This is a genomic window from Serratia sp. S4, from assembly GCF_000347995.1.
In the GTDB taxonomy this organism is placed as follows: Bacteria; Pseudomonadota; Gammaproteobacteria; order Enterobacterales; family Enterobacteriaceae; genus Serratia; species Serratia quinivorans.
The window spans coordinates 2,069,608-2,082,113 of record NZ_KB661120.1 but is presented as its reverse complement, the minus strand read 5'-3'; the positions used below and the strand labels follow the sequence as shown (position 1 = coordinate 2,082,113).

At 54.3% G+C, this 12,506-nt stretch carries 16 protein-coding genes; 2 read left to right on the top strand and 14 right to left on the bottom strand.

Annotation, left to right across the window (positions count from 1 at the left end; all coding sequences use genetic code 11):
• Window positions 1–3: 3 nt before the first annotated feature.
• From SERS4_RS26955 to ftnA, 7 genes are all read right to left on the bottom strand, one after another.
• Window positions 4–294, bottom strand: a complete 291-nt coding sequence (locus tag SERS4_RS26955; protein ID WP_156816648.1) for a hypothetical protein — start codon at window positions 292–294, stop codon at window positions 4–6.
• A gap of 268 nt (window positions 295–562) precedes the next feature.
• Window positions 563–766 carry a hypothetical protein gene (locus SERS4_RS27440; protein WP_017892445.1) on the bottom strand — a complete coding sequence of 68 codons (204 nt, stop codon included), beginning with the start codon at window positions 764–766 and terminating at the stop codon, window positions 563–565.
• A gap of 2 nt (window positions 767–768) precedes the next feature.
• On the bottom strand, window positions 769–939 hold the full coding sequence (locus tag SERS4_RS27435; RefSeq protein WP_261412950.1) for a DUF2612 domain-containing protein: 171 nt from the start codon (window positions 937–939) through the stop codon (window positions 769–771).
• Between the two features lie 370 nt (window positions 940–1,309).
• Window positions 1,310–1,651: a YebY family protein gene (locus SERS4_RS0110505; protein ID WP_012006369.1), complete on the bottom strand. Its 342-nt coding sequence runs from the start codon at window positions 1,649–1,651 to the stop codon at window positions 1,310–1,312.
• Between the two features lie 69 nt (window positions 1,652–1,720).
• Complete coding sequence (gene copD / locus SERS4_RS0110500) at window positions 1,721–2,602, bottom strand: copper homeostasis membrane protein CopD (RefSeq protein ID WP_017892444.1); 882 nt, start codon at window positions 2,600–2,602, stop codon at window positions 1,721–1,723.
• A 3-nt stretch (window positions 2,603–2,605) separates the two neighbouring features.
• Window positions 2,606–2,989, bottom strand: a complete 384-nt coding sequence (gene yobA, locus SERS4_RS0110495; RefSeq protein ID WP_012006367.1) for a CopC domain-containing protein YobA — start codon at window positions 2,987–2,989, stop codon at window positions 2,606–2,608.
• A gap of 323 nt (window positions 2,990–3,312) precedes the next feature.
• Entirely contained in the window at window positions 3,313–3,831 is a 519-nt protein-coding gene (gene ftnA, locus SERS4_RS0110490) for a non-heme ferritin (protein ID WP_012006366.1), read from the bottom strand.
• A 374-nt stretch (window positions 3,832–4,205) separates the two neighbouring features.
• On the opposite strand from ftnA, the gene SERS4_RS0110485 reads away from it, so the two are divergent.
• Window positions 4,206–4,436, top strand: coding sequence for a DNA polymerase III subunit theta (locus tag SERS4_RS0110485; protein ID WP_012006365.1), 231 nt, complete (start codon window positions 4,206–4,208; stop codon window positions 4,434–4,436).
• Between the two features lie 31 nt (window positions 4,437–4,467).
• Here the strand turns inward: SERS4_RS0110485 and pip are convergent, their stop codons facing one another.
• Window positions 4,468–5,421 carry a prolyl aminopeptidase gene (gene pip, locus SERS4_RS0110480; RefSeq protein WP_012006364.1) on the bottom strand — a complete coding sequence of 318 codons (954 nt, stop codon included), beginning with the start codon at window positions 5,419–5,421 and terminating at the stop codon, window positions 4,468–4,470.
• A gap of 172 nt (window positions 5,422–5,593) precedes the next feature.
• Window positions 5,594–6,019, bottom strand: a complete 426-nt coding sequence (dksA, locus tag SERS4_RS0110475; RefSeq protein ID WP_012006363.1) for an RNA polymerase-binding protein DksA — start codon at window positions 6,017–6,019, stop codon at window positions 5,594–5,596.
• Between the two features lie 437 nt (window positions 6,020–6,456).
• Between dksA and exoX the strand changes: the two genes are divergently transcribed.
• Window positions 6,457–7,125 carry an exodeoxyribonuclease X gene (gene exoX / locus SERS4_RS0110465; RefSeq protein WP_017892442.1) on the top strand — a complete coding sequence of 223 codons (669 nt, stop codon included), beginning with the start codon at window positions 6,457–6,459 and terminating at the stop codon, window positions 7,123–7,125.
• A 34-nt stretch (window positions 7,126–7,159) separates the two neighbouring features.
• On the opposite strand, the gene SERS4_RS0110460 is transcribed toward exoX, so the two are convergent.
• The 5 genes from SERS4_RS0110460 to ghrA form a co-directional block, all read right to left on the bottom strand.
• Entirely contained in the window at window positions 7,160–9,193 is a 2,034-nt protein-coding gene (locus SERS4_RS0110460; RefSeq protein ID WP_017892441.1) for a S9 family peptidase, read from the bottom strand.
• Window positions 9,194–9,261: 68 nt separating this feature from the next.
• Window positions 9,262–9,915, bottom strand: a complete 654-nt coding sequence (locus SERS4_RS0110455; RefSeq protein ID WP_012006360.1) for a tellurite resistance TerB family protein — start codon at window positions 9,913–9,915, stop codon at window positions 9,262–9,264.
• Between the two features lie 169 nt (window positions 9,916–10,084).
• Window positions 10,085–10,672: a molecular chaperone gene (locus SERS4_RS0110450; protein ID WP_012006359.1), complete on the bottom strand. Its 588-nt coding sequence runs from the start codon at window positions 10,670–10,672 to the stop codon at window positions 10,085–10,087.
• A 42-nt stretch (window positions 10,673–10,714) separates the two neighbouring features.
• Window positions 10,715–11,452 carry a phosphatase gene (locus tag SERS4_RS0110445; protein WP_012006358.1) on the bottom strand — a complete coding sequence of 246 codons (738 nt, stop codon included), beginning with the start codon at window positions 11,450–11,452 and terminating at the stop codon, window positions 10,715–10,717.
• A gap of 86 nt (window positions 11,453–11,538) precedes the next feature.
• The gene (ghrA, locus tag SERS4_RS0110440; RefSeq protein WP_012006357.1) at window positions 11,539–12,480 is read right to left on the bottom strand and encodes a glyoxylate/hydroxypyruvate reductase GhrA; all 942 of its coding nucleotides are present in this window, start codon (window positions 12,478–12,480) and stop codon (window positions 11,539–11,541) included.
• Window positions 12,481–12,506 lie beyond the last annotated feature (26 nt).

The window sequence follows — 12,506 nt, the reverse complement described above, 5'->3', positions numbered from 1 at the left end:
AGATTAAACCCCGATAGAAAACCACATAAAATTGTCTAATGCAATGGGGTCATTACCTAACCGACCAAAGGCGGTGACCCCATTATTACTCGGGTTGCCTACTGTTGCGAAACGTCCATCACCTGACGTAATTTTAGTAGCAGAGGCGAAGAATGTCCCTATTGAGTACGGCTGTGGGTAAGTGATAACTATAGATGTGTTTTCGGAATATTTAGACTCCCACTGAATAAATACATTTTTAATAACACCCGAGATATTAACTGGAATAGAGATAAACCCATTTTCATCAAGCACGCCAGTAACTGCCGTGACAGTGGCAATGCACTGCCAAGCTTCTCTGTTAGGTTCGCAACATCTCCGTCGTCCAGCACATCCTGCCCAATTTTGTCAGCGACAAACTGTCCCACCACGCCGCCATTGTCGAACTCTGGCGCCATACTATGTTGAGTTCCTCGGACTTCGCTACGCCGCCGCTGCCGCCGCGCGCACCGGCAGCTCCTGATAGTCAGCGTTAAGCAAAACGTTGGCATTAGCCACGGTGCCGAAGGGTAAAAACTCGTTCTTAGCCATGTGATGCTCCCGTCAATGTTCCCCATGCTCCGGTGCCGAAGCCTGAGATAAATTCATTATCAATATCGAAGCCGAACAGCGGCCCCAACTCGGTGGTGATGGTGTAATTATTGATACGGACGGTTGACGGCTTGATATACAGATAACCCAGCTCGATTACCGGCGTAATGCGATCACCGGTGATATAAACCGACATTGTCATATCGAAGTTATAGACGGCGAAAATCTTCGTTTTCCCGTCGGAGAAATGATCTGGTAGACATCGCTGAGCGTCTCGGTTGTACCGTCCCAGTGGTTGGCTGCGATTTTCGCGCGGATGATGGTTCTGTAGGTGTCATCGTCCAGCTCGGTGAAGCCACCAGTGCTCAATCCGCTGACACAGACGTTCAAGGACAGTGGCGGCAAAGTGGCGACAGAGGTAGAAAAAGGATGCAATACGGTAGAACAGAGGGCGTGATAAGTGTTTGCTTTACTTGTAACTCACTGTTTTAAAACGATAAACAAAAAAAGACCGAATACGATTCCTATATTCGGTCTAGGGAAATGGCTCTTGGGAGAGAGCCGTGCGCTAAAAGTTGGCATTTTGTGCAAAGCTTGTTCAGCCGTGCACTTTAAGAGTAGCCTACCGCGCTATTTTTGCCAGCCAGCCACACGGCAAGTGATAGTTTCGCAGTGAAATTAATTCAGCGCAATTTCCATCACCGGTTAACCCCAAACTAAGTCATTGTGTGATAAGCGATTAGTTCGCGCAGAGCTTCTCGGCGCGTTCGCGGTACGGCTCAACACTCATTTTATGACCCGGATTTGCGGCATCATCGAGCAGGATCACCTCCAGCGGCTGGGCGCGCTGCTGCCCTGCTTTCACCTGCGCCTCTGCGGCTTCGTTGAGCGGGTACTGCATCAGCGTGCTGTTGTTGAGTACGAACAGTGCACCGCCGCTGCGGCACTGCAACGTCACCTCTTCTTTGGTGAACGCCCACTGTTTGCCGTATTCCAGCTTGGTGATGTTCACCAGTTGATCTGCCGCCAGCGCGCCGGTCGCGGTTGCCAGCAGCGTTATGCCAAGTAATGCCGATTTCATGTTGTGGCCTTAAGGTTGCTATTTGATTCAATTTTCCCGCAGTTTGGGGGCATCCGGCAAGCCGCAATGTTACACCGGCGCATAAGTTGCAAATAAGCTGACCAGCAGCAGCACGCCCGCGCCCAACCCCACTTCAATCCAGCAGGCCAGCACCAGCCCGCGCTGTGCCAACTGCGGCATGCTGCTCATTGCCGGGACGATGGCGTAACGGTTGGCCAACGCCACCATCACCATCAGTGCCACCAGTGCGGTTTTGAACAGCAGCAGGCGCTGGTAAGGTGAATCGACATCCAGCGGCCAACGGCCGAGAATAATCAAACTGTTGATCACACCGGTCAACACCACCAGCGCAACCGCCAGGTGGCCCCAGCGCGAGAAGCGTATCAGCGTGGTGACCGCATCGCTGCGGCTTTGCGGTTGAGCCAGATAACGCAGGCAAACCAGCAACGGCAGCAGGCTGCCAAACCAGTAACCGGCTGCCAACAAGTGCAGTGCGTGGTTAAAACGATGCGCTACGCCGAGCGCTCCATCATGCATTGCTGCATGGCCGATGAATGCCATGCTGACCAGCAACAGTGTGGAAAGCAGTGCCAAAAACTGCGTGCGGCGCGGTTCTGCCAGCCACAGGCTCAGCAACGCCAATAATGAAATGCCCAGGTGCCAGCGCCAGACCTCACCGAAGGTGGTGCCCAGCACCGCCCACCACACGTCCAGCCGCCAGGTATCGGCCCAGCCGTCGCCCATCTGCCCGGCCTGAATAGCCAGCAGCGCCACGGCAGAAAGCCCGGCAAGCCAGGTGCAAGAGACCAGCAAAGGACGCACATCACGGGTGAGATACGGGGAAAGGCGCTGCGGCGACAATAAGGCGGTGAACAGGCTGGTGCCAAACATCAGCATCACCGCCGCAAAGTGCACAAAGCGACACAGGACAAACAGGGTCGCCAGACTCATGGTTTAGTTTACGGTGAAGCTGTACTGGCCTTTGGTTTTATGACCGTCGACCGAAACCACATGCCAGCTGACGTTATATTTTCCTGCGGCCAGGTCGCCTTCAATAGGCAGGTTAACCTGGGTGTTGTTGTTCGCATCAAGCTGCAACTTGCCGGTTTTCACTTCGGCGTTGTCTGGCCCGGTGATTTTAATGCCGCTAAAGTTAGGCTCGATGCCTTCGGAGAAGTTAAGCGTCAGCACTTTCGGTGCCGGGCTAACGCTGGCATCTGCCGCCGGCGTCTCAACTTTCAAATGAGCATGCGCCAGCGCCTGCTGTGAGGACAGCCCGACAAACAGTACGAAAATAGTGGAAAGCAGGCGATAAGAAGAACGAATTTTACCAATCACAGTGATATCCCTTAAAGCAATAATCGAGGGTGATAAGGATTAAGGCCAACCGCCAGGGCGATGTATCAGCAGCCCAACCCACCGCAGATGATTGCGCCACGGGTAAACAGAAGAAGGGATTAACCAGTAACCCACTGTTTTAACTCTCTACCATCCCTGTAGCGTATCGGGTCAAATGATAACGAGTGTCATTATGCAAGTCGAGCAGAACGCTGGTATTTTGCGATCTGGTAGCACATATCGCTGCATAACCGCGATAAACTCAGGGCATTAAAAAACCGCGCACCAGGCAAGGCCGGTACGCGGTTTTTTAACAAAGGTAATTAGACCTGGCCGTTAGCGCTTTCGCCGGCCGCACCCATTTTCTTCAGATCTTTATCAATGAAGAACAGTGCATTACCGCTGTTACCCACCAGCGCCAGTTTATCCAGCACGGATTTGAACAGCTTCTCTTCTTCGTGCTGCTCGGCAACGTACCACTGCAGGAAGTTGAAGGTCGAGTAATCGTGGGCGGTCATTGCAGCATGCGCCAGTTCGTTGATCTGACGGGTAATCAGTTGCTCATGTTCGTAAGTCTGCTGGAACACATCCGCCAGGGAGGCAAACTCAACCGGTGGTGCAGCGATGCTGCCCAGCAACGGCAGGGAACCGGTATCGCTCAGGTATTCGAACAGGCGTTGCATGTGCTGCATCTCTTCCTGAGAATGCTCTTTAAGGAATGAGGCGGCCCCTTCAAAGCCTTTATCGCTACACCATGCGCTCATTTGCAGGTACAGGTTGGCAGAGTAAAACTCCAGGTTCAGTTGCTCATTCAGCTTCTTGGTCATTTCAGGCGTCAGCATATTCATTCCTTTATTTGCAGGTATCAACTTAATTTTTCCGCATTATGCCTTGATGAAAACAAAATAAACACACCTGATTTACATCATTGATGATTTAATTTTTAAAACATTAACTATCAATAACTTATTAAAAACACAAATTATTCATTCAAATAATTATGATAACTATTTCCATCTGTACATTTAATCAAAAGGCGAATCATTCTTATTTAAAATAATAAATGGATTACATTGCCATCAGTTTAATAAATAACCCTTCATACCACCTGTCATTCTTTGTACTTAACTCCCCTTCTGCGCTTCAGGCTTGCCAAGCGCCGCCGGGTGCATTACCTTCTGCGCTGATCCAATGCGGTAACTGTAAGGAGAATACGGTGGGTTACAATCTGGCAGAGCTTTCCAAAGAAGAGATGGACAAAGTGAACGTAGATCTCGCGGCTTCCGGCGTGGCATTCAAAGAACGCTACAATATGCCGGTGATCCCGGAAATGGTTGAGCGCGAACAGCCGGCGCACCTGCGTGATTATTTCCGCGAACGCGTAGCGCATTACCGCGTCGAATCACACAAGTTTTCACGCCTGCCGTACGAGCCGAAGTCCAAATAGTAAAAAACCCGCCGAGATGGCGGGCTTAATGTCACTTGGCGGCAAACCTGTCGGTGGCCAGCATCAGCTGATGCAGGATACCCGGTTCATCAAACGAGTGTCCGGCCCCCTCGACGATATGCAGTTCCGCCTCCGGCCAGGCCTTGGCCAGATCCCAGGCGTTTTGCACCTGGCAAGCCATATCGTAGCGACCATGGATAATCACCGCCGGAATATGGCGGATCAGCGGGACATTGCGCAGCAGTTGATCGTCGCTCTCCAGGAAGCCCAGATGAGTGAAATAGTGGTTTTCTATGCGGGCAAACGCCAGCGCAAAGTCATCCTCACCAAAAGATGCCGACTCGCTGCTTGGCAGCAAGGTCACCGTCTCCCCTTCCCACACGCTCCACAGCTTCGCCGCCTCAAGTTGCACCTGCAGATCCGGTGAGGTCAGACGTTGGCGATAAGACGCAATCACATCCTTACGCTCTTCCTCTGACAGAATCGACAACACGCGCTCCCATTTCTCCGGGAAGAAGCGCGAAGCACCGTCCTGATAGTACCAATGCAGTTCCTGCTTACGCAGTGTGAAGATACCGCGCAGCACCATTTCGCTAACGCGCTGCGGGTGGGTCTGTGCGTAGGCCAAGGCTAGCGTCGAGCCCCAGGAGCCGCCAAACACCAACCACTGATCGACACCGGCCATTTCGCGCAGCCGTTCAATGTCCTGCACCAGATGCCAGGTGGTGTTGTTGTCCAGACTGGCGTGCGGCTTGGAACGGCCACAGCCACGCTGATCGAACAGCAACACCTTATAACGCTGCGGATCGAACAGTTGGCGATGATAAGGGGAAATGCCACCGCCCGGCCCGCCGTGAATAAAGACGGCCGGCTTACCCTGTGGGTTGCCGCTCAGTTCCCAGTAGATCCGGTGGCCATCTCCAGTGTCCAGCCAACCGCTGTCGTATGCTGCTAACGGCGGGTATAAACCTCTTAATTGTTCCATGGCGCTTCCGTCTCTGAGTGGGTCATACCCTCATAAAAGCCGAAGCCACTCATTTGGTCAACGGTAAAACCTGAAAACTCCTACCCTCCCCAACAAGTTAGGGTGCGTTTGCTTAAAATGAATACGAACTGACGGCAAAATACCGGCTGGCCACGCGTAGCCAGCCGCGAACTTAGCCCCGTTTACGCAGATGTGGCTCACGCATTTCCTGAGCGGTTTTGGCTTCAATGCTTAGCTCCGCCGTCGGCCGCAGCAACAGGCGCGCCAGTCCAATAGGCTCGCCGCTTTCACGACAATAGCCGTATTCGCCGTTATGTAATCGCGTCAGCGCCGCGCTGATTTTCGGCAGCAGGCGGCTTTCACGATCCAACTGGCGGAAAAGCAATCGCAAGTCTTCCTCGCGGGCGGCTTTGTCCGCTTCGTCGCCGGACACCTCGCCGCCGTCGATATCTCTCTTCAGCGCTTCAATGTGCTGCAACAGTTTTTGTTGCTCGTCCTGCAAGCGCTGGCGGAAAAATGCCCGCTGCGCCGGGTTCATGTAATCAGACTCCGGCATGGCCAGGAGCTGCTGTTGGTTTAGTAAGGTCACAACGTTCATAGCGCTCTCCGGTTAATATTTAATTGTTATATTATAACATATCATAATAATTAAGCAGCCATGCATAAGAAAACAAAATTGCACCTATAAACAATCGATTAACAAAAGCACTCGCTTTCCTGCTTGCATCCGACAGGCGTAAGGGGGTTAATGGCTGAGCAACCCACCCAACCATAGGTAACTGAGAGGCCATCATGAGTAAGGGAATGGATAGCAAAAAAAATGCGAAGAAGAAGCCGTTGAAAACCCCTGCAGAAAAACGTGCAGGCAAGCGCGCTAAGAAAGGCCAAACGACCGGCGAGTAAGCGAACTTCTAACCGTAATTAAACCCGCCAAGGCGGGTTTTTTGTTGCCTGAAATAACGCTCCACCTTTCAGCGGTTGGCAGGAGCAAGGCTGCCGGTTAAGCTAAACCTGTGCAGCCACTCTGAGGAAATCATGAATTTACGCGTAATAGACACTGAAACCTGCGGGCTGGAAGGCGGCGTGGTAGAGGTGGCCTCTGTTGATCTGATCGACGGACAGATCGCCAACCCAATGAGCGATTTAATCAGCCCCGACCGCCCAATTGGCATTGAGGCCATGGCCATTCACCATATCACCGAGCAGATGGTCGAAGGGAAACCGCGCATCGCGGTAGCGATTGGTCGCTATCAGGGCAGTCCCTACTATGTCGCGCACAATGCGGCATTCGATCGCGGCGTGTTACCAGAAATGCACGGCGCCTGGATCTGTACCATGAAACTGGCGCGCAACCTGTACCCGGACATCAAATACGGCAACCAATATCTGCGCTATGCTCTGAATCTCGATGTTCAATTGCCGCAGGACACCACGCTTTACCCACATCGGGCGTTATACGACTGCTACGTCACCGCCGCGCTATTGCAACGCATCATCAAGGATTCAGGTTGGACGCCAGAACAGATGGCGCAAATTACTGACCAGCCAGTACTGCTGAAGAAGTTTAAGTTCGGTAAGTATCGTGGACAGGAAATTGATCGCATCGCGCAAGAAGATCCCGGCTATTTACGCTGGATGCTGAAATCTATCGAAGACCTCAGTCCGGACATGAAGCACACGCTGAAATACTATCTGATTGGTTGAGAAAAGCGGGCAGCGCCAGCCGCCCGCCTGAAGGTTACTCCGCCAGCGCCAGAATAAAGGCGTACTCCAGCGCGATATCTTCATAGGCTTTGAAACGCCCGGACTTGCCGCCGTGGCCGGAATCCATATCGGTATACAGCAACAGCTGGCGATCGTCGGTCTTCAGCTCACGCAGCTTGGCTACCCACTTGGCCGGCTCCCAATACTGTACCTGAGAGTCATGCAAACCGGTGGTGACCAGCATATGCGGGTAATCCTGCGCCTTAACCTGATCGTACGGGCTGTATTGCAAAATGTAGTCGTAGTAGGCCTGCTCGTTCGGGTTGCCCCATTCGTCGTACTCGCCGGTCGTCAGCGGAATTGACTCGTCGAGCATGGTGGTGACCACATCAACAAAAGGCACCTGCGCCACAATGCCGTTGAACAACCTGGGTGCCTGGTTAATCACCGCGCCCATCAAGAGGCCACCGGCGCTGCCACCCATGGCAAATACCCGTTTGGCGTCACCGTAACCCTGGGCGATCAACGCCTCGGTCACGTCGATGAAATCGTTGAAGGTGTTTTGCTTTTTGAACAGTTTGCCGTCTTCATACCACAGTTGCCCCAGCTCACCGCCGCCGCGAATGTGCGCCAGCACAAACACAAAACCGCGATCCAACAGGCTTAAGCGGCTGGCGCTGAAGGCCGGATCCATGCTGCTGCCGTAAGAGCCGTAGCCATACACCATCAGCGGGTTGGTGCCGCGCGTAAATTTATCGTGGCGGTAGACCAGCGAAACCGGGACTTCAACGCCATCACGCGCCTTCACCCATACCCGCTCGCTACGGTAATTTTCCGGAGTGAAGTTTTTCACTTCCTGCTGTTTGAGCATCACGCGCTCACCGCTGTCGAGATTAAGCTCATACAGCGTGGTCGGCGTGGTCATCGAAGAATAGCCATAGCGCAGCAGCTCGGTTTCCGGCTCCGGGTTGTACGCCAGCCAGGTGGTGTAGGTGGGATCGTCGAAGGCAATGCGCTTCACTTCGCCGCTCTGCCAGTGGATCTGTCGCAGTTGGGTCAAGCCTTCGCTGCGCTCTTCCACCACCAGCCAGTCGCGGAACAGGCTAAAGCCCTCCAGCATCACTTCGATACGCGGAGCGATCAGCGTCTGCCACTGCACTTCATCCGCCTGATCACTTTGATACAGGCCGAAGTTCTTGCCGTCCTTGTTGGAACGGATATAGAAATGCTGGTGATAGTGATCGATACCGTATTCATGATCCTTACGACGCGGCACAAACATCTGCGGCTTGCTGTCGGCGCGATCGGCGTCCAGCAGCAGGATTTCCGAGGTGGTGGTGCTGCTCAGATGGATCAGAATAAAACGATCGGAGGTGGTCTTTTCCAACCCAACGTAGAAGGTGTCATCCTTTTCTTCATAGATCAGCTCATCGAGCTGCGGATCGGTGCCCACCACGTGGCGATAGACCTGATAAGGCAGCAACGTTTTGGCGTGTTTGCGTACGTAATACACGGTGGCCGAGTCGTTGGCCCATTCAAAGCTGCCGGAGGTATTTTCCAGCACTTCGTCGGTCCAGCTATCGTCGCTGAGGTTTTTGAAACGAATGTCGTACTGGCGACGAGAGAGAAAATCTTCCGCAACCGCCAGTTTTTGGTTATCGGGACTGACTTCCAGCCCGCCGAGGGTATAAAACTCACGCTGCTCGGCACGTTGATTGCCGTCGATCAGGATATCCCAATGCTCGCTCTCGGCCTGCGGTTGGCGGACGTAAATCGCGTATTCATTGCCCGGTTCAAAGCGGGTCTGATAGCGGTAGCCGTGTCGGACGTAAGGCACCGAATGTTCCTGCTGAGGAATACGCGCCACCATCTCTTCATACAGAGTTTCGCGCAGCGCCTGTTGCGGTTTCAATACCGCGTCGGTAAAGGCGTTTTCCGCCTGCAGATAGTCCAGCACCTGCGGGTCTGCGCGCTCGTCGTCGCGCAGCCAATAATAGTCATCTACCCGCGTGTCGCCGTGGGTAGTAATGGGATAAGGTCGTTTTTCTGCCTTAGGGGGTGTCATCATTGCTAAATCATCCGCTTACCTTGATTAAGGCAAGAGTGACACGATTCCCCCCGGCTTGCCAAGCGGCGCTATGCCAGCTCGCGCTTTTTCTCGTTGACGTCGTTTTCGATGCCCTGCTTAACGTCCGCCGGGATCTTCAACGACTGCGCCAGCGCGTCAAGATAACCACGCTCCATAAAGTGATCGACGTCGATCACCATGCAGCTCAGGTAATAAACTTCCAACGCTTCGTCTTCATTCTTCACGCTCTGGGCGATCAGATCCGGGTTCAGCGGTTGATCTATGGCCTCCTGCACCCATTTTTGCGCTTCCTCACCCACCTGCAGCTGTTCCAGGCTGTGGTCGATAGCGCGTTTTTCTTCCGCATCGATATGACCATCGCTCTTGGCGGCAAACACCAGTGCCTGCACCAACCGTTTGGCGCGCAAATCTACCGGCGTGGTTTGCAGACCGAACTGCGGTTCATCCTGATGGGTTTCTTTCACGCGCTGCTTGTACTTATTCCACAACACCGCGCCCACCGCCGCGCTGCCGCCGATAATCAACGCGTTCTTGCCGAATTTGCCTACCAATTTGCGTGATGACTTGTTCGCCAGCAAGACGCCCACCAGGCCACCCAGTGCGGTCGGGGCCAGCAGTTTGCCGATGCCTTCCGACCCGCCGATTGAACCGGCCTTTTGCCCAATCATGGATTGGATCTGCTGCATCCAGTTATTTTTCATACTTAACCCTTTGCCGAAGGAAACGAGGCGCGCAGGCACAAATTGGCCAAACCGCCGGTGAACCGCCAGATTAGGGGATTATTTGTCAATTTACGTATGGGGGATGAAAACCTGTGTAGCGGGGAAAGTGGCCGGCTCCGCCGTTAGGCGTAAACCGGCCGGCAAGGCATTAAGGCTGTTGGCCCTCTTCGCCCGGCTGTTCTTCGTCTTGTTCGTACTCCGCCAGTTCGTCACGCATCGCCTGAATTGATTCGCGAGCAAGTAGCGACAACGTACGGTAAAAACCGGTGGTGGCATGAGCTTCCACTTTGCCGAGGAAACGGCCGCACCAGGGCAGCAGATAGTCGTCAAACAAGGCGATCTGCGCCTGCGTTTCGTCTTCCTGTGCCTGATCTTCCAGCCATGAGGCGGCCAGCAGCAGTGAACCGAAGTGATCGGCCGGCGCTTCGCTTAATGGCATGCCCCGCTGTTGCAGGAAAGTACGCACTTCCGCTTCCGTCGCCCCTTCAACATAGGCAGAACGGAATGGTGACACGCTGCACTCGCTGCCGACAAACATCGCGTTGAAATCACTGGAGAGCTGGTTGACATCACAACCCTGCTGCAGCCGAACCAACAGTTCGTCCTGCTCCAGCGGCCAGTGTTGCTTCAGTTTGCCTTCTTTGATCAACGTAAACAGCGGCACCAGCAACGGATCTTGCGGCTGACGATAAAACAGCGTGCCCAGCACGCGGCAAACAACAGAAAACTCATTCATGGTAATGCCTTATACAATACGGAAAAATTTGCCGGGACGATGTCACAAATCGGCCAGTTCCGCAATCGCCGGCTTGCCGCGCCGTTCGAGAAAGTCCAGCAGGCGCCGTGGGCTAACGTTAAGGATGCGTTCCTGCGGGAACTCCACTTCGGCAATAATACGTTCGCAGTGTTCAAAGCCGCCGAGCGAGAAGGCAATGTGGGAATCCGAGCCCAACGCCAGCCAGCCGCCGGCATCACGCACCGCAGCAGCAATCGCACGGCAGTTGTCTTCACTGCCCTTGCGCGAGTGGGTGAACGACGAGTTGTTCAGCTCCAGCGCCACTTCATACCTGGCCGCCGCAGCGGCAACCGCGGCAATATCAATCGGGTATCTTGGGTTACCTGGGTGGCTGATAATGTGCACGTCCCCCTGCGCCATAGCAGCAATCATCGCTTCGGTATTGGCCGCCTTGTCCTGTGGCGCAAACACCGGCTCGTGGAAACCGGCAATAATCACGTCGATTTTATCCAGCATCGGACCGGTACAGTCGATATCGCCCTGCCGATTTTTGATATTGGCCTCAATGCCGCGCAGGATGCCCACCCCGTCCACCAGGCGCGGCCACACGTGCATGTTCATAAAGTGCCAATAATGCGGCGCATCGGCCATGTCCGGGCCATGGTCGGTGATGGCGAAAAGTTTGATGCCCTTTTGCCGGGCTTCGACGATGTAATCATGCAGCGTGCTGTAGGCGTGGGTGCTGGCGACGGTGTGCATATGTAAATCAACGGGGTACATTGCTTCTCCTTCTGAGCGGCCTGCCAGAATGCGGCGGCAGGCGCGGTTTGTTATTTATCGAGTTTAGCAGGTGCATCACCGGAAGGTCAGTAACCGAGCAGCACATCTACCACTCCGGCTGGTGTTTGTCCGGCCTCAAGCGCGAGAATGTTCGCCGCTATCTGATCCATCGCCGCTTGCGGCAAGGTGATGGCAGCAATATGCGGGGTAATGGTGACACGCGGATGACGCCAGAACGGATGCGCCTGCGGCAGCGGCTCGGTGACGAACACATCCAGCGTGGCGGCGGCAAGTTGGCCTTGCTCCAGCGCCTGCAACAGATCGTCCTCAACCAAATGCGCACCCCGTGCCAGGTTGATCAGATAAGCCCCCGGTGCCAAATGCGCGAACAGTTGCTGATTGAGGATCCCGGCGGTTTCCGGCGTATTGGGCAGCAGATTGATCAGCAATTGCACACCATCGAGAAACGCGGCGCGCTGCTCGGCTCCGGCAAAGCTCTGCACGCCGTCGATTTGTTTGGGGCTACGGCTCCAGCAACGCACGTTAAAACCAAACGCCGTCAGCTTCTGCGCCACGCTTTTGCCCAACACCCCGGCACCGAGAATGCCAATAGTGAAGTTATCCTGCTGATGGGGATCGAGCGGCCGCCACTCTTGCTGCTGTTGCAACAGTTGGTATTCATCAAAACGGCGGAAATAGCGCAGGACGTAGCTCAGGGCATATTCCTGCATCTGTTGCGCCATGCCGGTATCTTCAAGGCGCAGCAACGGCACACCTGCCGGCAGGGTACCGGGGTAAGCACGCTCTTGCTCCAGGATGGCATCGACGCCGGCACCGAGGGCAAACACGCCTTTCAACCGACCACGGTTAGCCAACATCTCATGGGGTGGCCGCCACACCAACGCGTAATCTGCCGGACGATCATCGCCCGGTTGCCAGGCACGAACCTGCGCTTGCGGCAGGCGCTGTGACAGGCCTGCCAGCCATTCCTCAGCATTAAAGAAAGGGTGGTAAAAAATGATGTTCATCTTCGCGACTCCGTCTGTTTTTATCT